Source organism: Agromyces mariniharenae (assembly GCF_008122505.1).
Lineage (GTDB): Bacteria > Actinomycetota > Actinomycetes > Actinomycetales > Microbacteriaceae > Agromyces > Agromyces mariniharenae.
Map to the genome: position 1 here is coordinate 198,956 of NZ_VSSB01000001.1, position 23,398 is coordinate 222,353.

24 protein-coding genes are annotated in these 23,398 nt (G+C 71.6%); 6 read left to right on the forward strand and 18 right to left on the reverse strand.

All coding sequences use genetic code 11. The features are described 5' to 3' along the window. Window positions 1-2: 2 nt before the first annotated feature. The 7 genes from FYC51_RS00950 to FYC51_RS00980 form a co-directional block, all read right to left on the reverse strand. Window positions 3-194, reverse strand: coding sequence for a hypothetical protein (locus tag FYC51_RS00950; protein WP_148731836.1), 192 nt, complete (start codon window positions 192-194; stop codon window positions 3-5). A gap of 74 nt (window positions 195-268) precedes the next feature. Beyond that, window positions 269-1,264 (reverse strand): hypothetical protein, encoded by a 996-nt coding sequence (locus tag FYC51_RS00955; RefSeq protein ID WP_148731837.1) that lies wholly within the window; start codon window positions 1,262-1,264, stop codon window positions 269-271. Between the two features lie 76 nt (window positions 1,265-1,340). Beyond that, window positions 1,341-2,471 (reverse strand): flavodoxin-dependent (E)-4-hydroxy-3-methylbut-2-enyl-diphosphate synthase, encoded by a 1,131-nt coding sequence (gene ispG, locus FYC51_RS00960; protein WP_148734050.1) that lies wholly within the window; start codon window positions 2,469-2,471, stop codon window positions 1,341-1,343. 85 nt (window positions 2,472-2,556) lie between these two features. Continuing rightward, window positions 2,557-3,291 carry a hypothetical protein gene (locus FYC51_RS19390; protein ID WP_222863279.1) on the reverse strand — a complete coding sequence of 245 codons (735 nt, stop codon included), beginning with the start codon at window positions 3,289-3,291 and terminating at the stop codon, window positions 2,557-2,559. Between the two features lie 124 nt (window positions 3,292-3,415). After that, window positions 3,416-4,057 carry a CoA transferase subunit B gene (locus tag FYC51_RS00970; RefSeq protein WP_187432431.1) on the reverse strand — a complete coding sequence of 214 codons (642 nt, stop codon included), beginning with the start codon at window positions 4,055-4,057 and terminating at the stop codon, window positions 3,416-3,418. A gap of 1 nt (window position 4,058) precedes the next feature. Then, window positions 4,059-4,829, reverse strand: coding sequence for a CoA transferase subunit A (locus FYC51_RS00975; RefSeq protein WP_148731838.1), 771 nt, complete (start codon window positions 4,827-4,829; stop codon window positions 4,059-4,061). Window positions 4,830-4,953: 124 nt separating this feature from the next. Beyond that, window positions 4,954-5,700, reverse strand: a complete 747-nt coding sequence (locus FYC51_RS00980; RefSeq protein ID WP_148731839.1) for a 3-hydroxybutyrate dehydrogenase — start codon at window positions 5,698-5,700, stop codon at window positions 4,954-4,956. 216 nt (window positions 5,701-5,916) lie between these two features. On the opposite strand from FYC51_RS00980, the gene FYC51_RS00985 reads away from it, so the two are divergent. Together FYC51_RS00985 and FYC51_RS00990 are read left to right on the forward strand one after the other, a co-directional pair. Next, window positions 5,917-7,101 (forward strand): acetyl-CoA C-acetyltransferase, encoded by a 1,185-nt coding sequence (locus FYC51_RS00985; RefSeq protein WP_148731840.1) that lies wholly within the window; start codon window positions 5,917-5,919, stop codon window positions 7,099-7,101. A gap of 137 nt (window positions 7,102-7,238) precedes the next feature. Beyond that, a complete protein-coding gene (locus tag FYC51_RS00990; RefSeq protein WP_222863188.1) occupies window positions 7,239-8,525 on the forward strand; it encodes a low temperature requirement protein A in 1,287 nt (428 codons plus the stop codon). Window positions 8,526-8,665: 140 nt separating this feature from the next. On the opposite strand, the gene FYC51_RS00995 is transcribed toward FYC51_RS00990, so the two are convergent. The 6 genes from FYC51_RS00995 to FYC51_RS01020 form a co-directional block, all read right to left on the reverse strand. After that, window positions 8,666-8,962, reverse strand: coding sequence for an SHOCT domain-containing protein (locus FYC51_RS00995; protein WP_148731841.1), 297 nt, complete (start codon window positions 8,960-8,962; stop codon window positions 8,666-8,668). Between the two features lie 131 nt (window positions 8,963-9,093). Beyond that, window positions 9,094-9,774 carry a response regulator gene (locus FYC51_RS01000; protein ID WP_148734053.1) on the reverse strand — a complete coding sequence of 227 codons (681 nt, stop codon included), beginning with the start codon at window positions 9,772-9,774 and terminating at the stop codon, window positions 9,094-9,096. Beyond that, on the reverse strand, window positions 9,771-10,955 hold the full coding sequence (locus tag FYC51_RS01005; protein WP_187432432.1) for a sensor histidine kinase: 1,185 nt from the start codon (window positions 10,953-10,955) through the stop codon (window positions 9,771-9,773). Before FYC51_RS01005 ends, FYC51_RS01000 begins: the two co-directional genes overlap by 4 nt. An 88-nt stretch (window positions 10,956-11,043) precedes the next feature. After that, on the reverse strand, window positions 11,044-12,369 hold the full coding sequence (locus FYC51_RS01010; protein ID WP_238476158.1) for a M50 family metallopeptidase: 1,326 nt from the start codon (window positions 12,367-12,369) through the stop codon (window positions 11,044-11,046). A 58-nt stretch (window positions 12,370-12,427) separates the two neighbouring features. Beyond that, complete coding sequence (gene dxr / locus FYC51_RS01015; RefSeq protein WP_148731843.1) at window positions 12,428-13,519, reverse strand: 1-deoxy-D-xylulose-5-phosphate reductoisomerase; 1,092 nt, start codon at window positions 13,517-13,519, stop codon at window positions 12,428-12,430. A 44-nt stretch (window positions 13,520-13,563) separates the two neighbouring features. Further along, entirely contained in the window at window positions 13,564-14,202 is a 639-nt protein-coding gene (locus FYC51_RS01020) for a 4'-phosphopantetheinyl transferase family protein (RefSeq protein ID WP_148731844.1), read from the reverse strand. Window positions 14,203-14,291: 89 nt separating this feature from the next. Between FYC51_RS01020 and FYC51_RS01025 the strand changes: the two genes are divergently transcribed. Both FYC51_RS01025 and FYC51_RS01030 read left to right on the forward strand, forming a co-directional pair. Next, entirely contained in the window at window positions 14,292-15,092 is an 801-nt protein-coding gene (locus FYC51_RS01025) for a lysophospholipid acyltransferase family protein (protein ID WP_148731845.1), read from the forward strand. Between the two features lie 46 nt (window positions 15,093-15,138). Continuing rightward, a complete protein-coding gene (locus FYC51_RS01030; protein WP_148731846.1) occupies window positions 15,139-16,053 on the forward strand; it encodes a hypothetical protein in 915 nt (304 codons plus the stop codon). A gap of 16 nt (window positions 16,054-16,069) precedes the next feature. Here FYC51_RS01030 and FYC51_RS01035 read toward each other — a convergent pair whose 3' ends face one another. Then, window positions 16,070-16,546: an OsmC family protein gene (locus FYC51_RS01035; protein ID WP_148731847.1), complete on the reverse strand. Its 477-nt coding sequence runs from the start codon at window positions 16,544-16,546 to the stop codon at window positions 16,070-16,072. A 108-nt stretch (window positions 16,547-16,654) separates the two neighbouring features. Here FYC51_RS01035 and gabT point away from each other — a divergent pair, with 108 nt between their 5' ends. Next, a complete protein-coding gene (gene gabT / locus FYC51_RS01040; RefSeq protein WP_148731848.1) occupies window positions 16,655-18,031 on the forward strand; it encodes a 4-aminobutyrate--2-oxoglutarate transaminase in 1,377 nt (458 codons plus the stop codon). Window positions 18,032-18,035: 4 nt separating this feature from the next. Continuing rightward, window positions 18,036-19,025, forward strand: coding sequence for an asparaginase (locus FYC51_RS01045; RefSeq protein ID WP_148731849.1), 990 nt, complete (start codon window positions 18,036-18,038; stop codon window positions 19,023-19,025). A gap of 67 nt (window positions 19,026-19,092) precedes the next feature. Here FYC51_RS01045 and FYC51_RS01050 read toward each other — a convergent pair whose 3' ends face one another. The 4 genes from FYC51_RS01050 to FYC51_RS01065 form a co-directional block, all read right to left on the reverse strand. Continuing rightward, the gene (locus FYC51_RS01050; protein ID WP_148734055.1) at window positions 19,093-19,890 is read right to left on the reverse strand and encodes an ABC transporter permease; all 798 of its coding nucleotides are present in this window, start codon (window positions 19,888-19,890) and stop codon (window positions 19,093-19,095) included. 95 nt (window positions 19,891-19,985) lie between these two features. Next, complete coding sequence (locus FYC51_RS01055) at window positions 19,986-20,897, reverse strand: ABC transporter permease (RefSeq protein WP_148731850.1); 912 nt, start codon at window positions 20,895-20,897, stop codon at window positions 19,986-19,988. A gap of 2 nt (window positions 20,898-20,899) precedes the next feature. After that, window positions 20,900-22,099: an ABC transporter ATP-binding protein gene (locus FYC51_RS01060; protein WP_148731851.1), complete on the reverse strand. Its 1,200-nt coding sequence runs from the start codon at window positions 22,097-22,099 to the stop codon at window positions 20,900-20,902. A 19-nt stretch (window positions 22,100-22,118) separates the two neighbouring features. Continuing rightward, window positions 22,119-23,306 carry an ABC transporter substrate-binding protein gene (locus FYC51_RS01065; protein ID WP_148731852.1) on the reverse strand — a complete coding sequence of 396 codons (1,188 nt, stop codon included), beginning with the start codon at window positions 23,304-23,306 and terminating at the stop codon, window positions 22,119-22,121. Between the last annotated feature and the right edge of the window lie 92 nt (window positions 23,307-23,398).

Sequence of the window (23,398 nt, forward strand, 5' to 3'; positions counted from 1 at the left end):
CGTCAGACGTTGCCGTCGACGTCCTCCTCGTCCTGCATCGCGAACTCGTCGAGCTCGTCCTCGGCCGTGTCCGCCTCGGCCGCCTCGCCGGCTGCCTCACCGGATGCCTCGTCGGTGCCCTCGTGCAGCGTGCCCATGCCGTCGGGGTACCCGGCTTCGTCGGGGTACTCGAACTGCGTGCCGTCTCCGCTCATCGCGGTCCCCTCTCGCGAACGGATGCCGCGTGCACGGGCATCCCCTTGCGGCCCACGTTACCCGCGGGCTCGGGTCACCGCGATGCTGCCGCCATGAACGCTGCGACGAGCGCCGAGGAGGACGCGCGGTCGATGTCGGCCGGCACCGTGACCCACGCGAGGTTCACCCCGTCGGTGGCGTACACCGCGGTGGCTCCGCCGTCGACCGGCAGCGCGATGGCCTGGAGCGCACCGTCCACGACGACCGGCTCGGCGCCGGCGCGGGCGGCGAGCTCGGTGATCGCCCATCCGGCTCCGGGCATGAGCTCGCTGCTGAAGAAGCGCCCGTACTCCGGGGTCGACCACACGCACGGCAGGTCGCCGACGGCGCGGAGCGAACCGTAGAGTCCCGGTGCCGCCTCGCCGCCGAAGCCGCCCGGCTCAGCCCCGAACGGCTCGCCGAGGATCGATGTCGTGTCGACGCCCCATGCGAGGGCCGCACAGTCGTTCGCCGCCGACCACATTCCGGCCGGACGCGCGGCGGGGACGGGTGCGGCCGCGGCCGCGGCATCCGCGACCAGCGCAACGATCGCATCGATCGCATCGAGGGCGGTGTCCGCGGCATCCGCCATGCCCACGATGCCCGAGAGCCAGTAGCCGCCCACGACGGTGCTGAACGAGCAGCGGTTCCCGTAGCAGTAGGGCGAGTCCGGGTCCGCCTCGGCGACCTGCGCCTCGAGCCCCGCCGCGGGCATGACGGAGAGCGAGACGTATGGATCGCTCGCCGCAGAACCCCAGGTGCACTCGAGGCCGCCGAGCACGGCGACGGCCCAGACACGCTCGTTCTGCTGCCCCGTGAACGCTGTCACGTCGCCACCGACGAGGTCGGAGAGCGTCGCGTCATCGATGATCGCCGTGCAGTCACCGTCGAACGCGACGGCCGGCTTCGCCGCGATCGATGGCGGCGGCTCGACGCTGGGTGTCGGCGACGGCGGCTCGGAGGTGGGGGCGGCGGCATCCGCTGCGGGAACGCACCCGGTCAATGCCGCGAGGAGAATGCCGGCGAGTAGGGCGCCAGCCGTACGTGTCATGACGAGAATGTATCCGCCGGGAAGCCGCCGTCGGAAGCGACGCGGATATCGATTCGGATACGGCGCGCTCGAGCGCTCAGGGCGTGACGACCTGCGGGCTGCCGACCGGGGCATCCGCGCCCATCTCGTCGGCGATGCGGTTCGCCTCGGCGATGAGCGTCTCGACGATCTCGGACTCGGGCACGGTCTTGATGACCTCGCCCTTCACGAAGATCTGGCCCTTGCCGTTGCCGGATGCCACGCCGAGGTCGGCCTCGCGGGCCTCACCCGGTCCGTTGACGACGCAGCCCATGACCGCGACGCGCAGCGGCACGCTCATGCCCTCGAGCCCGTCGGTGACGTCGTTCGCGAGCTTGTACACGTCGACCTGCGCGCGACCGCACGACGGGCACGACACGATCTCGAGCTTGCGCTCCCGGAGGTTGAGCGACTGCAGGATCTGCAGGCCGACCTTGACCTCCTCGACGGGCGGTGCCGACAGCGACACCCGGATGGTGTCGCCGATGCCCTCCGACAGGAGGATGCCGAACGCCGTCGCCGACTTGATCGTGCCCTGGAACGCGGGACCGGCTTCGGTCACGCCGAGGTGCAGGGGCCAGTCGCCCCGCTCGGCGAGCATGCGGTAGGCCTTCACCATCACGATCGGGTCGTTGTGCTTCACCGAGATCTTGAAGTCGTGGAAGTCGTGCTCCTCGAAGAGGCTGGCCTCCCACACGGCCGACTCGACGAGCGCCTCGGGCGTCGCCTTGCCGTACTTCTGGAGCAGGCGCGGGTCGAGCGAGCCGGCGTTCACGCCGATGCGGATCGAGACGCCCGCCTCCTTCGCGCGGCGCGCGATCTCACCGACCTGGTCGTCGAACTTGCGGATGTTGCCGGGGTTCACGCGCACGGCCGCGCACCCCGCGTCGATCGCTGCGTACACGTAGTTCGGCTGGAAGTGGATGTCGGCGATGACGGGGATCTGGCTCTTCTTCGCGATGATCGGCAGCGCTTCGGCGTCGTCGCGGCTGGGCACGGCCACCCGCACGATGTCGCAGCCCGAGGCGGTCAGCTCGGCGATCTGCTGCAGGGTCGCGTTGATGTTCGGCGTCGGCGTCGTGGTCATCGACTGCACGCTCACGGGCGCGTCGCCGCCGACGAGGACCTTGCCCACCTTGATCTGACGGGACTTGCGTCGCGGGGCCAGGGTTTCGGGGACCTTCGGCATTCCGAGATTCACTGCAGGCACCGTGCCAGTCTAGTTCGGGTCTCCGCGAACGCGGCCGTGCGGAGCCGTCGGCCGGAGGTGATGCTCAGGCGCAGCCGTCGGCCTCCATCTCGGGTGCGCCGATCCACTTCACCGTCGACCCGTCGTCCGTGGGCTGTGCGACCACGTTCGCCCGGTCCGGTCCGGTCCAGGAGTCCGGCACGGCGACGACGAGCGCTTCCACGGACGATCCGGTGCACGTCCAGACGTCGGAATCGAAGCCCGGATCCGCCTCCGCGATCGACCACGCGTCGCCGGCCTGGAGTCCGCTCGCCGTGGAGAGCACGACACCGTCGGCCGCGGGGGCGTCGAAGTACACCGCGAATCGGGGCCAGACCAGCCAGTCGATTGCCTCGGCCTGGCGGAGCTCCTCGTCGTAGAGCCGCTCGTCGAGGGCGAACTCGTCCCATCGGTGGACGATGCCGGCCGGGGAGTGGTTGGTGCCGGCGTACGGCTCGTCGACCGGCGGCTCCCCGAACACTTCGGTGAGCGCCGAGACGGCGTCGGCAGGCGGGGACATGTAGCCGAGCGTCAGGAGGACCGTCCCCCCGTCGCCGCGGAGTTCGAGTCCCTCGGGCCGAGCCACGAGCCCGATGACGGCCGTGAGGTCGACGGGCTCGACGGTGGGCGTCGCCGCCGGCGTCGGACGCGGCGTCGCGGCATCCGGCGTCGGCGTCGGCGTCGGCGTCGGGCTCGGCGTCGGGCCGAAGCAACCGGCGAGCGCAAGCATGAGCGAGATGGCGGCGGCGGTGAGGGCGCCGGCGCGGAGCGTGCGGGTCATCGGACTCCTGGGTCTGAAGGTCGGCGACTCGAAGGACGCCTCTTCCGATCATGCCTGCGGCGCGGCACCCGCCGGTGCCGCGCCGCATCACGATTCCGTCTCGGAGGACGCCCTCCGCTTCGAGCTACGCCACCGCGCTCGTGTCGAGCGGCGGCTCGGTCGCCGCCACGACCTCCTCGACCGTGACGCCGGGGGCGACCTCGACGAGCTTCAGCCCGTCGGGCGTGACGTCGATCACGGCGAGGTCGGTGATGATGCGGTCGACGACGCCCTTGCCGGTGAGCGGCAGCGAGCACTCGTGCACGATCTTGGGCGAGCCGTCCTTCGCGACGTGCTCCATGAGCACGATCTTGCGGCGGGCGCCGTGCACGAGGTCCATCGCGCCGCCGGGGCCCTTCACCATCTTGCCGGGGATCATCCAGTTCGCCAGGTCGCCCGCGGCCGACACCTGCATCGCGCCGAGGATCGCGGCGTCGATCTTGCCGCCGCGGATCATGCCGAAGCTCGTGGCGGAGTCGAAGTACGCAGCGCCCGGGAGCACGGTGACCGTCTCCTTGCCCGCGTTGATGAGGTCGGGATCGACCTCTGGCTCGGTCGGATACGGGCCGACGCCGAGGATGCCGTTCTCCGACTGCAGCAGGATCGTCACGCCCTCGGGGACGTAGTTCGGCACGAGCGTGGGGAGCCCGATGCCGAGGTTGACGTAGGAGCCGTCGTGCAGCTCGCGCGCCGCGCGCGCGGCCATCTCGAATCGCGTCAGCGCCATCTCAGTTCTCCCTCACGGTGCGGCGCTCGATGCGCTTCTCGATGTCGGTGCCGACGACCACGACGCGGTCGACGTAGATGCCGGGCAGGTGGATCGTGTCGGGGTCGAGCTCGCCGGGCTCGACGAGCTCCTCGACCTGGGCGATGCAGACGGCGCCCGCCATGGCCGCGAGCGGCGAGAAGTTGCGGGCCGACTTGTCGAACACCAGGTTGCCGAAGCGGTCGCCGCGCAGCGCGTGCACGAGCGCGAAGTCGGTGGTGATCGCCTCCTCGAGCACGAAGTCCGCCGCCTCGCCGCGCACCGTGAACGACTGCACCGGCTTCGCGGGGCTCGCGATCGCGATCGACCCGTCGACGTGGTAGCGGCGCGGCAGCCCGCCCTCGGCGACCTGCGTGCCCACCCCGGTCTGCGTGAAGAACGCGGCGATCCCGCTGCCCCCCGCCCGCAGCTTCTCGGCGAGCGTGCCCTGCGGCGTCAGCTCGAGCTCGAGCTCGCCCGAGAGGTACTGCCGCTCGAACTCCTTGTTCTCGCCGACGTACGACGACGTCATCTTGGCGATGCGCTGCTGCGCGAGCAGCACGCCGAGCCCCCAGTCGTCGACGCCGCAGTTGTTCGACACGACCGAGAGTCGGTCGACGCCGGACTCCAGCAGCGCCTGGATGAGCACCATCGGGATGCCGCAGAGGCCGAACCCGCCGACGGCGAGGCTCGAGCCCGAGGGGATGTCGGCGACCGCTTCTTGGGCGGACCCGACGACTTTGTCGAGTGTCACGATGCACCTTCCTGAGCTTCCGCGGCCCCGGGTCGGGCGCGGGTTGCAGTGATCACGCTACCGGCGTCGGCGGGCGACGCGGTCATCCGTCGGGGCGCGACGCCACGGGCCGGCGCAGTAACGCTCATCGCGCGCTCCATCCGCCGTCCATGGTGTAGCTCGCGCCCGTGACCATGCCCGCCTGCTCGCCGGCGAGCCAGAGCGCGAGCCCCGCCACCTCGGCGGGTTCGACGAGCCGCTTGACGGCCGGCTCGGTGAGCATGACCTTCGGCAGCACCTCCGCCTCGCTGATGCCGTGCAGGCGCGCCTGGTCGGCGATCTGCTTCTCCACGAGCGGCGTGCGCACGTAGCCCGGGTTGATGCAGTTCGACGTCACGCCGTGCGCGCCGCCCTCGAGCGCGGTGACCTTCGAGAGGCCCTCGAGCCCGTGCTTGGCGGCCACGTAGGCCGACTTGAACGGCGAGGCCTGCAGGCCGTGCACGCTCGACACGTTGACGATGCGTCCGAACCCGCGCTCGTACATGGCCGGCAGCGCCGCCCGGATGAGCAGGAACGGGGCCTCGAGCATCACGCGGATGATCCGCGAGAACTGGTCGGGCTCGAACTCCTCGATCGGCCGCACGTGCTGGAGGCCGGCGTTGTTCACGAGCACGTCGACGTCGAGCGTCAGGTCGGCGAGGGCCGCGGTGTCTGCGAGGTCGACGGCCCACGCCTCGCCGCCGATCTCCTCGGCGGCCTCCGAAGCTGCGCCGGCGTCGACGTCGGCCACGACGACCGATGCGCCACGCGCCGCGAATGCCTCGGCGCACGCGCGCCCGATGCCGCTCGCCCCGCCGGTGACCAGCACCCGGCGCCCGTCGAATCCAGTCATTCGGCGACTCCTCCACCTCGTCGTGCGGCGCGGCGGCAGGACCGGCCGGATCCGAGTCTGCATTGCGCACGAACGCACCGACAATGACGAGATCTGCAGCGTCGCTGTGCGTGAATGCACAGCTCGCACGTCCCGCCCGGCGGCGCCCACCCGCTCGAGCCGACATAGACTGCAAACGGGGCGATCCCCCCATCGAGACGAAGGAGTCCACCACCGATGAGCATCCCCGACGTCGTCATCATCGCCGGAGCCCGCACGCCGTTCGCCCGCATCAACGGCAACCTCGCGGGCCAGGACGCGGTGCAGCTCGGCACCGTCGCGATCCGCGGCGCACTCGAGAAGGCGGGGGTCTCCCCCGACGACGTGGACGCGGTCATCATGGGCCAAGTGCTCCAGGCAGGGGCCGGCCAGAACCCCGCGAAGCAGTCCGCGGTCGCCGCCGGCATCCCGTGGCGGGTGCCCGCCACGACGGTCAACAAGGTCTGCCTGTCGGGCCTCGTCGCGATCACGGATGCCGCGCGCCTGATCCGCCTCGGCGAGGCATCCGTCGTCGTGGCCGGCGGGCAGGAGTCGATGACCAAGGCCCCGCTGCTGCTGCCCGGATCGCGCAAGGGCTGGGCGTACGGCGCCGTCGAGATGCTCGACCACGCCGCGAACGACGGCCTGACCGACGCGTTCGACCACGACTCGATGGGTGCGTCGACCGAGCGCTTCAACGCCCGCTACGGCCTCACGCGCGAGGAGCAGGACGAGATCGCCTCGGAGTCGCACCGTCGCGCCGGCGCCGCGCAGGCCGACGGCGTGTTCGACGACGAGATCGTGCCGGTCGAGGTACCGCAGCGCAAGGGCGACCCCGTCGTCGTCGCGGTCGACGAGGGCGTGCGCGCCGACTCGACCGTCGAGGTGCTCGCGAAGCTGCGCCCGGCGTTCGCCGAGGGCGGCGCCATCACCGCCGGCAACTCGTCGCCGCTCTCCGACGGCGCGGCCGCGGTCGTCGTGGCCAGCCGGGAGTGGGCGGAGTCGCGCGGACTGCCGTGGCTCGCGCTCGTGGGCGCCGCCGGCCAGGTCGCCGGTCCCGACAACTCGCTGCACTCGCAGCCGTCGAACGCGATCGCCGCGGCCCTCGAGAAGGAGGGCGTCTCGGCGGCCGACCTCGACCTCGTCGAGATCAACGAGGCGTTCGCGGCGGTGTCGCTGCAGTCGATGCGCGACCTCGACCTCGACCGCGCGAAGGTCAACATGCACGGCGGCGCGATCGCCGTCGGCCACCCCATCGGCGCCTCCGGCGCCCGCCTCGCGCTGCACGCGGCACTCGAGCTGTCCCGTCGGGGCAGCGGCCGCGCCGCGGTCGCGCTGTGCGGCGGCGGCGGCCAGGGCGAGGCGCTCATCCTGTCCCGCTGATCCGAAGCCGCGCCGCGGCGTGACGGACGGTCGACGGCCCGCCCGTTCCGTCCGTCACGTCCGGCGCGCGGACGCGACGACGCCTGTGGCAGCATGATGCGACGGGCGCCGCCGGTGCGCCCCGAGAGGGCCGCACCATGAGCGAGCAGCACACGCACGACGCGCACGCCGCGGCATCCGCTCGACCGCCCCTCGACCACCGGCTGCGCCGGATGGTCGGCCGCGACCCCGACGAGGAGCACCGCGCGGCGACGCCGCTCGAGCTGCTCTTCGACCTGACGTTCGTGGTGGCGTTCAGCCAGGCGGGCGCGCAGACCGCGCACCTGCTCGAGCTCGGCCACTGGGGACCGGCGATCGGCGGATTCCTCTTCGCGGTGTTCGCGATCTGGTGGGCGTGGATCAACTACTCCTGGCTCGCCTCGGCGTATGACAACGACGACATCTTCTTCCGCGTGGCGACCATGGTGGAGATGCTCGGCGTGCTGATCCTCGCCCTGGGCCTCCCCACGATGTTCCACTCGCTCGACGAGCGCGCCCACGTCGACAACGGGGTGGTGGTGGCCGGCTACGTCGTGATGCGCGTCGCGACCATCGCGCTCTGGGTGCGGGCCGCGAAGCACGATCCCGCCCGCCGGCGCACCGCGCTCACCTACGTCGGGTTCGTCTCGGTCACGCAGCTGGGCTGGGTCGCCCTCATCTTCATCAACCTGCCGCTCACGCCCACCGTCTGGTTCACGCTGCTGCTCATCGCGCTGGAGCTCATCGGGCCCTACGTCGCCGAGCACGGCCGCGAGGGCGGCACGCCATGGCACGCGCATCACATCGCGGAGCGCTACGGGCTGCTCGTCATCATCACGCTCGGCGAGATCATCCTCGGCACGATCCTCGCCATCTCGGCGGTCATCGACGAGCAGGACTGGTCGGTGGAGGCCGTCATCGTCGCGTTCGGCGGCACCGCGCTCGCGTTCGGACTCTGGTGGGTGTACTTCACGATGCCGTCGGGCAAGGTGCTCGCCCGCTTCCGCCCGCGCGGCTTCGTGTGGGGCTACCTCCACTACTTCATCTTCGTCGCGCTGGCCGGCACGGGCGCCGGGCTGCACGTCGCCGCCTACGAGATCGAGGGCGTCGCGCACATCGACCTCATGCAGGCGCTGCTGACCATCGTCGTCCCGGTCGGCCTGTTCATGGTCGCGCTCTTCACGATCTACTCGCTGCTGCTCAAGCAGTTCGACCCGTTCCACATCTGGCTGTTCGTCGGCAGCATCGTCGCGCTCGTGCTCGCGGTGGTCGCGGTCGCGATGGGCGCGAGCTTCGGCGTGGGCATCCTCATCACCGCGGCGTCGCCGTTCGTCGTCGTGGTCGGCTACGAGACCGTGGGCCACCGGCACCAGGAGGCCGCGCTGCGCCGCGCGCTCGGCGACTGAGCGCGACGGATGCCGCGGCATCCGGGACACGACACGTCGAAACGTCGCGGCTGCAGGGTGCGACCCGGCATGCGAGCCGTCTCGACGCACGACGACGGGGCGGATGCCGCGGCATCCGCCCCGTCGCGTCGGTCGGCGCGCTACGCGTTCGGCCGGTTCGCGCGCAGGACCTCGAGGCGCGCGCGGTACTCGGTCTCGTCGATGTCGCCCTTCGCGAAGCGCTCGGCGAGCGTCAACTCGGCGCTCGCGCCGCGCGCCCACGGCGGACCGTAGTCGCCGTTCGCCCACGCGCGGCGACGCCCGCGCGTGACGAGGAAGATGATCAGCCCGATGACGAGGATCCAGAAGATCGGGATGAGGAAGAAGGCCCAGCCCCAACCGGCCGCCCAGGGGCCGGCGTGGGCGACGACCGCGGTGGTCGCGAGCGTGGTGAGCATGGTGTGATTCCCTTGATCGCGCGGTCCCGGAGTGGACCGTCGACTCCATGCTCGTTACGGCGCGGCCTGCGCGAATCCGCCCGGCGGAGACACCTGCGCTGCTCCCCCGGGAGCAGCGCGACGCGCGATCGTCACGACGTGCCCGGCTCCTGCTGCCAGCCCGGCGCGACGAGCCCCGACTCGTAGGCGACGACGACGAGGTGCACCCGGTCTCGGGCGTGCAGCTTCGCCATGATGCGCGACACGTGCGTCTTGGCCGTCAGCGGCGAGAGGAACAGCCGCTCGGCGATCTCGTCGTTCGTGAGGCCCTGGCCCACGAGGCGCAGCACCTCGCGCTCCCGCTCGGTGAGCGCGGCGAGGAGCTCGGCGTCGGGCGCGTCCCGCAGGCCCACGGCCATGCGCTCGAGCAGCCGCTTCGTGACGCCCGGCGAGAGCAGCGCCTCGCCGCTCGCGACGACGCGCACCGCCCGCACGAGGTCCTCGGGCTCGGTGTCCTTGACGAGGAAGCCGCTCGCGCCGGCGCGGATGGCGCGTGCGACGTACTCGTCGAGCTCGAACGTGGTGACGATGACGACGTGCACCCCCGCGAGCCCGGGGTCGGCGGCGATCTGCTCGGTGGTCCACAGCCCGTCGCCGCCCGGCATCCGGATGTCCATGAGCACGACGTCGGCCGGCTCGCGACGCACGAGGGCGAGCAGTTCCTCGCCGCCCGACGCCTCGCCGACGACCTCGATCCCGTCCTCGGCCTGCAGCAGGGCGCGGAAGCCCGCGCGCACGAGCACCTGGTCGTCGGCCAGCGCGACGCGGATCACGGCGTCGCTCCCCATGGCAGGCGCGCCGTCACGCGCGTGCCGCCGCGCGGCGACGGGCCGACCTCGACCGAGCCGCCGAGGAGCGCCGCGCGCTCCCGCATGCCCAGGATGCCGCTGCCCTCGGCCGCCCCCTCGAGGCCTCCGTCGGCGATGCCCGAGCCGTCGTCGTCGACCGTGAGCATGAGCTCGTCGCCGAGACGCTCCACGGCGACGACCGCCGACGAGGCGCCCGCGTGCCGGACGACGTTCGTGAGCGCCTCCTGGGCGATGCGGTAGGCGGCGAACTGGGCCGCCCGGCCCGGCACCGCCCCGTCGAGCCGGTCGACGAGCTCGGCGTCGAACCCGGGCGATCGCACGCCGGCCACGAGCCGGGGCAGCTCGGCCAGCTCGGCCTGCGGCGCGAGCGGGGCATCGCCCTCGTTGCGGATGACGCCGAGCACGCTGCGCACCTCCTCGAGCGCGGTCTTGGACGTCTCCTTGACGGCCGCGAGCGCGGTGCGGGCCTGTTCGGGGTCGCGGTCCATGAGGTGCAGGCCGACGCTCGCCTGCACGTTGATCTGCGACAGCGCGTGGCCGATCACGTCGTGCAGCTCGCGGGCGATGCGCACGCGCTCGCGCTCCTCGGCGGTCTGCCGGCGCCGCGCGGCCTCGGCGCGCCACTCCGCCGCGCGTTCGCGTCGCACGCGCAGGAACGCCCCGACGCCGAAGCACGCGGCGAGCAGCACGGTCGTGAGCGCGATGCGGAACGGATGCCAGTCGAGCCCGATCACGGCGCCGAGCGCGATCGCGGCGACCCAGGCCACGACGACCGACACGACCGCCCACGTGATGGCGCCGCGCGCCACTGCGAGCACGATCGCGAAGGCGAGCGCGACGTACGGCGGTCCGATGTCGGGGCCGGTGAGCAGGTCGGCGAGCGCGGCGGCCGAGACGAACGCCACCGTGGGGCCCGGGTATCGCCGCGAGGCGAGCAGCGCCAGCGGGCCGATCACGGCGAGCGCGAGCATGCCGAGCCCTGCGGGCACCCCGACGCGGAACCACACCGCGATGCCGATCGCTGCGGGAACCTGCACGAGGAGGCTGATGATCACGGGCACGAGCAGCACGGCGCCCGGCGGGGGGCGGAAGCGCTCGGGTCGTCCGTCCCAGGGGGGCCGTCCGTCCCACTGGGTGACCGGCATTCCCCGATCGTATCGCCGCGCCGTGCGCGCCGGATCGGCCGCCCGGAGGCTCATGGGGTACTCCCGAGGGAGTAGGCGCGGCATCCGCTCAGAGGAGCGTGACCGGCTTGACGATGTCGGCGTAGATCAGCAGCGCGCTCATGGCGCCGAGCACGATCACCACCCCGAACGTGAGCGGCATGAGCTTCGCGAGGTCGACGGGACCGGGATCGGGCCGTCGGAAGACCCTCGCGAACCCGCGCCGGATCGCCTCCCACAGGGCGCCGGCGATGTGGCCGCCGTCGAGCGGGAGCAGCGGGATGAGGTTGAAGACGAACAGCGCGATGTTCAGCGACGCGAGGATGCCGATGAGGCCCGCGGCCTTCGAGGCGAGCGGGATCTCGTCGAGGCTCGCGATCTCGCCCGACAGGCGGCCGACTCCGACCACCGAGATCGGGCCGTTGGGGTCGCGCTCCTCGGTGCCGAACGCGGCGTTCCACACGTCGACCATGCGCTGCGGCAGGTTGACGATGATCCCCGCGACGCCCGTGATCTGCTCGCCGACCGCGGGCAGCACGGCCGTGACGGGCTGCTGCACGGTCTCGCTGGCCGGGCTGATGCCGACGAAGCCCGCCTGCACGGTGACCGGGTCGCCCGAGGCATCCGTCACGACCTGCCCGTTCTCATCGGTCGCATACCGCTCGCTGAGCATCGGCGTGACCTCGAGGGTCACCTGCTCGCCGTCGCGGACCACGACGAGCTCGATCGGCTCGTCGGGGTGGTCGCGGATGATCGTGGTCGACTCGTTCCACGACGTGACCGGTTGCCCGTCGACCGACACGATGCGGTCGCCGGGCTCGATCCCCGCGGCCGCGCCGGGAGCGGCCGGGTCGCCGGGCTCGCAGGTCTGCCGTTCGCTCGTCGCGGGCAGCGCGCACGCCGACACGGAGCCGACCGTGGTCGAGGGCTGCGTCACGCCGAAGCCCATGAGGATCACGGCGAACAGCGCGACCGCGAGCACGAGGTTCATGAACGGGCCGCCGAACATGACGACGATGCGCTTCCACACCGGGAGCCTGTAGAACGCGCGGTCCTCGTCGCCGGGGGTGATCGACTCCATGCTGGAGTCGCGCGCGTCCTGCACGAGGCTGCGGAAGAAGCCCGTGGAGTCCTCGTGCACCTGCTGGCCCTTGGCCGGCGGGAACATGCCGATCATCGCGATGTAGCCGCCGAGCGGGATGGCCTTCACGCCGTACTCGGTCTCGCCCCTGCGTCGCGACCAGATGGTGGGCCCGAAGCCGATCATGTACTGCGTCACCTTGACACCGAAGAGCTTGGCGGGGACGAGGTGCCCGATCTCGTGCAGGCCGATGGACACGGCGAGGCCGATCACGATGATGACGACGCCGATCACGAAGGCGAGCACGGAATCCACCCGACGAGCGTACTGCCGGCGCCTTCGCGTCCGCTGGCGGTCGGCTGTGAGGAGCCGATCAGCGGGCCGTGCGCCCGAGGCGCTCGTTCGCCGCGCGACGCGCCGCGCGCTCCGCCTCGGCGAGCGACGCGACCGTGAGCTCGCCGGCGCTCGCCTCGTGGGCCTCGACGACGGCGCGCACGGTGTCGACGATGTCGAGGAACCCGATCCGGCCCGCGTGGAAGGCCGCCACGGCCTCCTCGTTCGCGGCGTTGAACACGGCCGGGTACTCGCCGCCCGCGCGACCCACCTGCTTGGCGAGCGCGACCGCGGGGAACGCGCCCGCGTCGAGCGGCTCGAACGTCCAGCTCGTGGCCTGCGTCCAGTCGAGCGGGCGCCCCGCGGCGGCGACCCGGTTCGGCCAGTCGAGCCCGAGCGAGATCGGCAGGCGCATGTCGGGCGGCGACGCCTGCGCGATCGTCGAGCCGTCGACGAACTCGACCATGGAGTGCACGATCGACTGCGGGTGCACGACGACGTCGATGCGGTCGTACGCCACGTCGAAGAGCAGGTGCGCCTCGATGACCTCGAGGCCCTTGTTCACGAGCGTCGCCGAGTTCGTGGTGACGACGAGCCCCATGTCCCAGGTCGGGTGGGCGAGCGCCTCGGCCGGCGTCACGTCGACGAGCTCGTCGCGGGTGCGGCCCCGGAACGGCCCGCCCGATGCGGTCAGCACGAGTCGACGCACCTCGTCGTCGGTGCCCGACCGGAGCGCCTGCGCGATGGCGGAGTGCTCGGAGTCGACCGGCACGATCTGGCCGGGGGCGGCCAGGCGCGTGACGAGGTCGCCGCCGACGATGAGCGACTCCTTGTTCGCGAGGGCGAGTGTTGCACCCCGCTCGAGCGCCGCGAGGGTCGGCCCGAGGCCGACGGAGCCCGTGATGCCGTTGAGCACGACGTCGGCGTCGACGTCGCGCACGAGCTGCACGGCCTCGTCGATGCCCACGGCGGTCTGCTCGACCCCGAACTCGGCGGCCTGCTGCTCGAGCAGCGCGCGGTTCGAGCCGACCGCGAGGCCGACGACCTCGAACCGCCGCGGGTTGGCTCGGATGACGTCGAGCGCCTGGGTGCCGATCGAACCGGAGGAGCCGAGGATGATGACGCTGCGCACGCTCCCACCCTAAGGCGGCGGCGATGGCTCGTGACGAACGCGCCTCAGCCGATGACGGCGACGGATGCCGCGCGGTTGCCCGGCACCGGCACGTCGTGGAAGCGCACCTGCCGCCAGACCGACCCGAACTCGGGCACGCTCCGCAGGATGCGCCCGGTCCCGCCGTCGTCGCCGGGGATCGACAGCTCGAGCCGCGACGGCTCGATGAAGTCGGTGTGGCCGACGGCGCGCAGGAGGGCCGTCTTGCGCGCCCAGAGCGTCGCCCGCACGAGGGCGCGCCGGGCGGGGTCGAGGTCGGCGAGCGCGGCCCGCTCGCTCGCGTGGAACGCCGCCTCGTCGATCACGTCGCCCGTGTCGAGCGTCGCCGTCTCCATGCCGACCCCGAGCGGATGCCGCGTCGCCACGGCCGCGACGGTCGCGTCGCCCGACACCGCGATGTCGGCGAACCACGACGCGCCCGAGGCCGTGAGCGGGTACGGGATGCCGACGCGACCGTGCCGCGCGCCGCAGACGCCGCACGCGTGCACGAGCTCGACGTCGTCGGCCGGCACGCCCGAGACCTCGGCGATGAGGCCGCGCAGCACCGCGTCGGCCGCCGGCTGGCGGCGGGCGCCGCCGAGCACGAGCACGCGCGCGCCCGCGTCCTCGAGCTCGATGAGCTCGCCGTCGGCCGAGATGTCCATGCCCACCATCCTCGCGCATGACGGGCGGATCGCGGGCCTCATCGGCCGCTCCTCCGGCGCCGGCGCCCACGGTCGGCGGAGTCGTCCATATGCCCGACCCGGCATGCCGACCGGCCTATCGTCGGAAGGTGACCGAGATCGAGGCCGTCGCCGTCCCTCACTCCCCTGTGCGCCAGGGTCCGCTCTACCGGATCGTCCGCGGCATCCTCCGCCCCCTCGTCCGGCTCGTCTACCGGCCGACGATCACCGGCGCCGAGCTCGTGCCGAAGCACGGGCCGATCATCCTCGCGAGCAACCACCTCTCGTTCGTCGACAGCATCGTGATCCCGCTCGCGTCGCCGCGCCCGGTGCAGTTCCTCGCCAAGTCGCACTACTTCACCGGAACCGGTTTCTCGGGCTGGGTCTCGCGCACGTTCTTCTCGGCCATCGGCGCGGTCCCGGTCGAACGCGGCGCCGGCGCGCAGGCGCAGGAGGCGCTCGAGCAGGGCCGGCGGATCCTCGAGTCGGGCGCGGCGTTCGCGCTCTACCCCGAGGGCACGCGCTCGCTCGACGGACGCCTCTACCGCGGCCGCACCGGCGTCGCGTGGCTCGCGCTCGAGACGGGCGCCACGGTCGTGCCCGTCGGGCTCACCGGCACGCAGGAGATCCAGCCGGTCGGCGCCAGGCTCCCGCGGATCCGGCCCGTCACCGTGCGCTTCGGCGCTCCCCTCGACCTCAGGGGGCACGGTCCGGCGTCGTCGGGTCGCGCCCGGCGGGCCGCGACCGACGACATCATGGCGGCGATCCACGAGCTCACGGGGCAGGAGCTCGCCGGGCGCTACAACGAGGTCCCGCCGTCGGGCGCCCTCGCCAAGCTCGCCGACCGCGTCGCGCCGCGCGAGCGCGTCTGACGGGATTCCCAGCGGAGACCGGGCGCGGCCCGGTATCGTCGGCACGATGAGCCTCGCCGACGTCGCAGCCCGCCTCGCCGCGGCCGCCCTCGTCGTCGTCGCCTTCGCCGCCTGCACGGGCCCCGCCGACGGCGGCGCGCCCACCGCCGAGCTGTCCACCCGGGCGACCCTTCCCGAGCCGCCGGCGACCGAGTTCGACCCCGGCTTCATCGTGAGCGACGACTCGTTCTACGACAGCGCCGCCATGACCGAGGACGAGATCCAGGCCTTCCTCGAGAAGGTCCCGTGCCGCCCCGACGCGGGCGTCAGGTGCCTCGCCGACTACACCCAGTCGACGACGACCCAGCCGGCGGTCGGCGGCTCGCACTGCGCGGAGTACCGCGGCGGCATCCGCGAGCGCGCGAGCCGCATCATCGCGAAGGCCGCGGAGGCCTGCGGCATCAGCCCGCGCACCCTGCTCGTGCTGCTGCAGAAGGAGCAGTCGCTGCTCACGCGCCCGAGCGCCTACGGCTACGAGCGCTCGACGGGCTACGGATGCCCCGACACGGCCGACTGCGAGCAGCAGTACTTCGGCTTCTTCAACCAGGTGTACAACGCGGCCTGGCAGTTCCGCCAGTACACCGAGGAGCCCGACCGGCAGTACCGGGTCGGCACGGTGAACGTCGGCTACCACCCCGACGCCGCGTGCGGCGCGTCGCCCGTCGACATCCGCAACCAGGCCACCGCGAACCTCTACAACTACACGCCGTACCAGCCGAGCGACGCGACGCTCGCAGACCCCGACCAGGGCGACGCGTGCTCGGCGTTCGGCAACCTCAACTTCTGGCGCATCTGGCACCGCTGGTTCGGCGACCCCGAGTCCGAGCGGCTCCCCGCGTTCTTCCCGCCGTGCTCGCGCCTCGTCGGCGGCCACCCGTGCCCGCCCGCGGAGCCGCAGCTGCCGTCGCCGCCGCTGAGCTGAACGCGGCGCGGGCGGATCAGCTCGCGACGACCACCGTGGGCTCGTGGCGCACCGGGAAGGCGACGGATGCCGCGATGAAGCACTTCTCGCTCGCCTCCCCGTGGATGCGCTGCGCCGTCGCGACCATGGACTCGTCGGCGACCACGACCCGCGGTCGCAGCACGACCTCGCTGAACGCGCCGCCGCCGCGTCCGTCCTCGAGCATGGTGCCAGTCGCGGCATCCGTGTAGCCGCGCACCACCACGCCGTGGCGGGTCGCGACGTGCAGGTAGGAGAGCATGTGGCACTGACTCAGCGCGGCGATCAGCAGCTCCTCGGGATTCCAGCGCTCGCGATCGCCGTGGAAGACGCGATCGCTCGAGCCCGCGAGGTCGTGGAGCTTGCCCTCCGCGCGCACCACGTGCTGCCGCCCGTAGGCGCGGTAGCTCGACGTGCCCTCGCCGCGATCGCCCTGCCACTCGACCTCGACCGCGTAGTGGTGCTCGCCGAACATCGGGGCCTCCCGTCGTTGCGAGCCCATCGGGAGCGGGTCCGCGACTCCGATTCTGCACCCTCGGGGCCTCGGGGGGCCACGCGCGACGGCGATAGGGTGGGAGGCACCATGACTGACACCAACATCCCCGCAGAGACCGCGACCGCGCCGGTGTACTCCGTGCCGCAGGAGCGTCGGATCGTGACCGCCATCCCCGGCCCCAAGTCCGAGGAGCTGCACGCCCGACGCACGAAGGTCGTCTCCGCCGGCGTGTCGTCGGCGCTGCCGGTGTACATCGAGCGCGCCAACGGCGCCATCCTCGTCGACGTCGACGGCAACCGGTTCATCGACTTCGGGGCCGGCATCGGCGTGACCACCGTCGGCCACACCGAGGAGCGCGTCGTGGCCGCGGCCGCGAGCCAGCTGCAGGACGTCATCCACACGCTCTTCACCATCACGCCCTACGAGGAGTACGTGCGCGTCGCCGAGCTCCTCGCGAAGCACACGCCCGGCGGCTGGGAGAAGCGCAGCGTGCTCGTGAACTCGGGCGCCGAGGCGGTGGAGAACGGCGTGAAGATCGCCCGCAAGCACACGGGTCGCCGCGCCGTCGCGGTGCTCGACCACGCCTACCACGGCCGCACCAACCTCACGATGGCCATGAACTACAAGGCGAGCCCGTACGCGACGGGGTTCGGCCCCTTCGCGGGCGACGTGTACCACGCGCCCAGCTCCTACCCCTACCGCGACGGGCTCTCGGGCCAGGATGCCGCGGCGCGCACGATCGCATACCTCGAGAAGGTCGTTGGCGCCAGCGACCTCGCCTGCCTCGTGGTCGAGCCCATCCAGGGCGAGGGCGGCTTCATGGTGCCCGCCCAGGGGTACCTGCCGATCCTGCAGCAGTGGTGCACCGAGCACGGCGTCGTCATGATCGCCGACGAGATCCAGAGCGGCATGGCGCGCACCGGCCGCTACTACGCGAGCGAGCACTTCGAGTGGAAGCCCGACCTCGTGCTCTCGGCCAAGGGCATCGCTGGCGGACTCCCGCTCGCCGCGGTGACCGGCCGCGCAGAGATCATGGACGCGTCGCAGCCCGGCGGCCTCGGCGGCACGTTCGGCGGCAACCCCGTCGCGTGCGCCGCTGCGATCGCGGTGTTCGAGTCGATCGAGGAGAACCACCTGCTCGCCGAGGCCGAGCGCATCGAGCAGACGCTGCGCACCGGCCTCGAGCGCCTCAAGCAGCGCTACGACATCATCGGCGACATCCGCGGCCGCGGCGCCATGATCGCGATCGAGCTCGTGCAGCCCGGCACCGCCGACACGACCAAGGTGCCGAACGCCGAGGCCGTCTCGCGCCTCGTCGCGTTCGCGGCGCAGCACGGCGTGCTGTTCCTCAGCGCGGGCACCTGGGGCAACGTGCTCCGGTTCCTGCCGAGCCTCGCGGTCACCGACGCCCTGCTCGAAGACGGACTCCGCGTGCTCGACGACGGCTTCGCGTCGCTCGGGTGACCCGGTGACCGGCACCTTCTCCGTCGACGACGCCCTCGAACTCGCCGTGGTCGAGCGAAGCGGTTTCATCGAGTCCCGTCACGCCGGCTCCGCCGTCGTGCTCTCCCCCGAGGGCGAGGTGCTGCGCGACCTCGGTGACACGCGCACGCCGATCTTCCCCCGGTCCAGCCTGAAGCCGTTCCAGGCGGTCGCCGTCATGACGTCGGGCGTCACGCTGCGCGGCGAGGACGCGGCGATCGCGACGGCGAGCCACTCCGGCACCGCCGCGCACGTCGCGCTCGTGCGGGGGCTCCTCGCCCGCGCGTCCCTGCCCGTGTCGGCGCTCGGCTGCCCGCCGGCGACGCCGACCGACCACGCGGCGCGCGACGGGCTCATCCGCAGCGGCGGTCCCCGCGAGCGGGTCTACATGAACTGCTCGGGCAAGCACGCCGCCATGCTCCTCGCGTGCGCCGCGAACGAGTGGCCGCTCGACGGCTACCTCGACCCCGAGCACCCGCTGCAGAAGCGGATCCTCGACGTGCTCGAGCGGTTCACCGGCGAACGGCCGGCCGCGACGGGTGTCGACGGCTGCGGCGCGCCGGTGCACGCGATCAGCCTGCACGCGCTCGCACGCGGCATCCAGAAGATCACGACCGCCTCGCCGTCGTCGCCGTTCGCGCTCTACCGCGAGGCGGCGGCGCTCACCGAGGCGTCGCGCGAGCACGCGTGGGCGGTGGGCGGCCCCGGCCAGCCCGACACCGTCGCGATGGAGCGCCTCGGCGTGTTCGCGAAGATCGGGGCGGAGGGCGTCATGGTCATGACCGCGCCCGACGGCACGACGACCGCCCTGAAAGTGCTCGACGGCTCGTCGCGCGCGTCGACGATCATCGCGCTCCGACTGCTCGCCGCCGCGGGGGCCGTCGACGACGATGCGGTCGACGCCGTGCAGACCGAGCTCGACCTCTGGGTCATGGGCGGCGAGCGACGGGTCGGGCGCATCCGCGCGACGGTCTGACGCTTCCGGGCTCGATGCAGGCGAGCGGATGCCGCGGCGGGATCGCTCCGCCGCGGCATCCGTCGTCTCAGAGCTTCGCCAGGCGCCTGACCCTCGCCGCCCGGGACACCTGCGCCGTGATCACGATCACGAGCGCGATGATGAACACCGCCGACGCGATGACATTCGCCTCGGCGGGGATGCCGCGCGACGCCGAGATGTAGATGTACTTCGGGAACGTCGACACCGAGCCGGAGTTGAAGTTCGTGATGATGAAGTCGTCGAAGCTCAGCGCGAACGACAGGAGCGCGGCCGCGAGGATGCCGGGCAGCAGGAGCGGGAACGTCACCCGCCAGAACACCTGCGAGGGCGATCCGTAGAGGTCGCGGCCCGCCTCCTCGAGTGCCGGGTCGAGGCTCGCCACACGCGCCTTGACCGTCACCACGACGAAGCTGATGCAGAACATCGTGTGCGCGAGGATGATCGTCAGCATGTCCTTCGGGACGCCCACCGCGAGGAACTGCGCGGCGAGGCCCGCACCGAGCACGACCTCGGGGGTGGCCATCGGCAGGAACAGCAGCAGGCTGATCGACGAGCGCGCGCGGAACCGGTAGCGCACGAGCGCGATGGCGATCATCGTGCCGAGCGTGGTCGCGATCACCGTCGCCACGAGGCCGATCACGATGCTGTTGCCGAACGCCTGGCAGACCGCGCCGCCCTCGACGTTGCAGACGTTCAGCCACTTGTCGAGCGTGAACCCGCGCCAGGCGATGTTCGACTTGATCGAGTCGTTGAAGGAGAACACGAACGTGTAGACGATCGGGATCAGCAGGAACACGAACGCGATGATCGTGTACGCCGGGAGGAGCCAGTCGCCGAGGCCCAGTCGACGCGGCCGTGCCGGGCCGGCCGGACGACGGTTGTCGAGCTCCTCGTTCTCCTGGAAGCCGCCGAGCACGGCGGCGGCCTGGACTTCGCCGCTCACAGCAGGTCCTCCGTTCCCGAACGCCTCACGTAGATGCCGACGAGCACGAGGATCGCGGCCATGAGGATGATCGACAGCGCGGCGGCCGCCGGGTAGTTGAGCAGCACGAGGAAGTTCGCCTCGATCACGTTGCCCATCATCTGCGTGTCGGGCCCGCCGAGGAAGTCGCGGCTCGCGTTCACGTAGTCGCCCGCGGCGGGGATGAACGTGAGGAGCGTGCCGGCCACGATGCCCGGCATCGACAGCGGGATCGTGATCTTGCGGAACACCGTGAACGGGTTGGCGTACAGGTCGGATCCCGCCTCGAGGTAGCGCAGGTCGAGCCGCTCGAGCGTCGTGTAGAGCGGGAGCGTCATGAACGGGATGAAGTTGTAGGTGAGGCCGAAGATCACCGCGAACGGCGTGCCCGTGAAGTGCGCGTCGGGTGCGAGCAGCGACAGCGCCTTCAACGACGTGATGATGAACGACTCGTCGGACAGCAGCTGCTTCCACGCGAGCGTGCGGAGCAGGAAGCTGATGAAGAACGGGGCGATCACGAGCACGAGCATCAGGCTCTGCAGCAGCGGCCACCTCCGCGCCTTCACGCCGATGAAGTACGCGAGCGGGTAGCTGAACAGCAGCGCGAGCACGGTCGCCGCGAGCGCGTAGCCGAACGAGCGGAGGATGTGCGGCCAGTACAGCTGCACCACGTCGACGTAGTTCTGCCAGTTGAACGCGTAGTCGTACTGGCCGATGTCGCCGAACTCGCTCGGCACCTGCAGTGACGTGAGGGTGAGCGAGATGAGCGGGGTGAGGAAGAACAGGACGAGGTAGAGGATGCCGGGCAGCAGCAGGAGGAGCGCGATGCGGCTCTTGCGCTTGGGTGCCTGTGGCTGTGCCTCCGCCGTCGCGAACGCTGCGAAGGCCATCGTCAGTGCTCCTCGAGCTCCGAGACGAGAGCCTCGCGTCGCTGCACGGCGATCGAGGTGGTCGAGTCGTCGGCGGGGAAGCGTCCGGTCTCGGCCAGCTCGTCGGCGAGTCCGAAGCCGTGCGTCAGGTCCCAGCTCAGCCACACCTCGGTGCCGAGCCCGGCGACCGGTGCGAAGCCGACGTTCTGCGCGAAGACGAGGAGCGTGCCGAGCGCGCCGAGGTCGACGAGGTACTGGGTGCTCACGCCCGAGAAGGACACGTCGATGACGCGACCCGGCCCGAGCAGGTTGCGCCCCGCGGTCTCGGTGGGCGCCTCGGTGTGGAGCACGACCTTCTCGGGCCGCACGCCGACCGTGACCTCGCCCTGGTGCTTCTGCGAGCGCGCGGCCGGCACGACGATGCGCGTGCCCGCGGCCTCGACCGTGATCGCGTCGGCGGTCGTGCCGACGACCTCGCCGGTGAAGAGGTTGGACTGACCGAGGAAGTTCGCGACGAACGCGGTGCGGGGCAGGTCGTACAGCTCCTCGGGCGCGCCCATCTGCTCGATGGCGCCCTTGTTCATGACCGCGACGGTGTCGGCCATGGTCATGGCCTCCTCCTGGTCGTGCGTCACGTGGAGGAAGGTGAGTCCGACCTCCTCCTGGATCGTCTTCAGCTCGAGCTGCATCTGGCGGCGGAGCTTCAGGTCGAGCGCGCCGAGCGGCTCGTCGAGGAGGAGGAGCGCCGGGCGGTTCACGATCGCGCGGGCGAGGGCGACGCGCTGCTGCTGGCCGCCCGAGAGCTGCTGCGGCCGGCGCTGCGCGAGGTGGTCGAGCTCGACGAGCTTCAGGGCCTCATGCGCCTTGCCCATCGGGTCGGACATGCGCCGACGCTTCAGCCCGAACGCGACGTTCTCGATGATCGTCATGTGCGGGAACAGCGCGTAGCTCTGGAACACCGTGTTGACCGGACGCTCGTGCGACTTCGTGTCGGTGACGTCCTTGCCGCCGATGAGGATGCGGCCGCGGGTCGGCTCCTCGAGCCCGGCGACGAGCCGGAGGGTGGTCGTCTTGCCGCAGCCCGAGGGGCCGAGCAGGGCGAAGAACGAGCCGGCCGGGATCACGAGATCGAGCTCCTCGATCGCCGTGAACCCGGGGAACCGCTTCTGGATGCCGACGAGCTCGAGGTCGGCGCCCCGCTCGGCGAATTCGCGTACTGCCATGTCGTCTTTCCCGCTCGTCTCAGGAACCGAGCAGGATGCTCTGGAACGCCGCCTGGTACTTCTGCTCCTCCGCCGGGGTGAGCGTGCGGAAGATGTGGGCCTGCGACAGCGTGTCCTCGTCGGGGAAGATCAGCTGGTTCTCGGCGAGCGCGGGGTCGATCGCGATCGCGGCCTCCTTCGCGCCGACGACCGGCGTGATGTAGTTCACCCACGCGGCGACCTCGGCGGCGACCTCGGGCTCGTAGTAGTAGTTGATGAGCGTCTCGGCGTTGGTCTTGCGCGGCGACCCGATCGGCACGAGGAAGTTGTCGTTCCAGAGCGTGCCGCCCGCCGTGGGGATCGCGAACTCCCACTTGTCGCCGGCCTCGGCGTTGATGACCGTGATGTCGCCCGACCAGCAGATGGCGGCCAGGGTGTCCTCGCTCTTCAGGTCCTCGAGGTACGAGTTGCCCTTGATGTTGCGGACCTGGCCCGACTCGACCTGCTCGCGGAGGATCTCGTTCGCCGCCTCGAACTCGGCGTCGCCCCAGTCGCCCGCGATGTCGACGCCGTTCTGCAGCATGAGCAGGCCGATCGTGTCGCGCATCTCGGAGAGCACGCCCACGCGGCCCTTGAGCTCGGCGTTCCACAGGTCTTCGACGGACTCGAGGCCGCCCGGGATCGCCTCCTTGTTCCAGCAGATGCCGGCGAAGCCGCCCTGCCACGGCACCGAGAACTTGCGGCCCGGGTCGAAGTCGGGGTCCTGCAGCGCGGGCGTGAGGTTGGCGAGGTTCGGGATGTTGGCGTGGTCGAGCTCCTGCGTGTAGCCGAAGCGGATCCAGCGGCCGACCATCCAGTCGGTGAGGCAGACGGTGTCGGCGCCGATGTCCTGGCCGAGGGCCAGCTGGTCCTTCACCTTGCCGTAGTACGTGTTGTTGTCGTCGACGGCGACCTCGTAGTTGACCTCGATGCCGGTCTCCTCGGTGAACGCCACGAGCGTCGGGTAGTTGCCGTCGTCGTCCTCGTCGATGTAGGCCGCCCAGTTCGCCCAGTTCAGGGTCTTGTCGGTCTCCGACGTGTCGGCGGCCGCAGAGGGCTTCGCCGAGCCGCCGCCCGTGTTGGCACAGGCGGCGAGCGCGAGCGCGGACACGCCGGCTCCAGCGCCGGCGAGGAGCGTGCGACGGTTGAGCTGCGCCCGTCGCGCCTGGGCGATCAGGGAGCGGATCATCGGATCCTGGGGAACGGGCCGAGCGGTCACGGGGGAACTCCATTCGGAATCGGGCGCGTGCTGGGGGTGGGTCGATACTGACACACTGGGGC

Bases quoted from the DNA above. Each gene is read 5' to 3' on its own strand.
- FYC51_RS00950 (WP_148731836.1), bottom strand. From the start codon at position 194: ATGAGCGGAGACGGCACGCAGTTCGAGTACCCCGACGAAGCCGGGTAC.
- FYC51_RS00955 (WP_148731837.1), bottom strand. From the start codon at position 1,264: ATGACACGTACGGCTGGCGCCCTACTCGCCGGCATTCTCCTCGCGGCA.
- ispG (WP_148734050.1), bottom strand. From the start codon at position 2,471: ATGCCGAAGGTCCCCGAAACCCTGGCCCCGCGACGCAAGTCCCGTCAG.
- FYC51_RS19390 (WP_222863279.1), bottom strand. From the start codon at position 3,291: ATGACCCGCACGCTCCGCGCCGGCGCCCTCACCGCCGCCGCCATCTCG.
- FYC51_RS00970 (WP_187432431.1), bottom strand. From the start codon at position 4,057: ATGGCGCTGACGCGATTCGAGATGGCCGCGCGCGCGGCGCGCGAGCTG.
- FYC51_RS00980 (WP_148731839.1), bottom strand. From the start codon at position 5,700: ATGACTGGATTCGACGGGCGCCGGGTGCTGGTCACCGGCGGGGCGAGC.
- FYC51_RS00985 (WP_148731840.1), top strand. From the start codon at position 5,917: ATGAGCATCCCCGACGTCGTCATCATCGCCGGAGCCCGCACGCCGTTC.
- FYC51_RS00990 (WP_222863188.1), top strand. From the start codon at position 7,239: ATGAGCGAGCAGCACACGCACGACGCGCACGCCGCGGCATCCGCTCGA.
- FYC51_RS00995 (WP_148731841.1), bottom strand. From the start codon at position 8,962: ATGCTCACCACGCTCGCGACCACCGCGGTCGTCGCCCACGCCGGCCCC.
- FYC51_RS01005 (WP_187432432.1), bottom strand. From the start codon at position 10,955: ATGCCGGTCACCCAGTGGGACGGACGGCCCCCCTGGGACGGACGACCC.
- FYC51_RS01020 (WP_148731844.1), bottom strand. From the start codon at position 14,202: ATGGACATCTCGGCCGACGGCGAGCTCATCGAGCTCGAGGACGCGGGC.
- FYC51_RS01025 (WP_148731845.1), top strand. From the start codon at position 14,292: ATGCCCGACCCGGCATGCCGACCGGCCTATCGTCGGAAGGTGACCGAG.
- FYC51_RS01030 (WP_148731846.1), top strand. From the start codon at position 15,139: ATGAGCCTCGCCGACGTCGCAGCCCGCCTCGCCGCGGCCGCCCTCGTC.
- FYC51_RS01035 (WP_148731847.1), bottom strand. From the start codon at position 16,546: ATGTTCGGCGAGCACCACTACGCGGTCGAGGTCGAGTGGCAGGGCGAT.
- gabT (WP_148731848.1), top strand. From the start codon at position 16,655: ATGACTGACACCAACATCCCCGCAGAGACCGCGACCGCGCCGGTGTAC.
- FYC51_RS01055 (WP_148731850.1), bottom strand. From the start codon at position 20,897: ATGGCCTTCGCAGCGTTCGCGACGGCGGAGGCACAGCCACAGGCACCC.
- FYC51_RS01060 (WP_148731851.1), bottom strand. From the start codon at position 22,099: ATGGCAGTACGCGAATTCGCCGAGCGGGGCGCCGACCTCGAGCTCGTC.
- FYC51_RS01065 (WP_148731852.1), bottom strand. From the start codon at position 23,306: ATGATCCGCTCCCTGATCGCCCAGGCGCGACGGGCGCAGCTCAACCGT.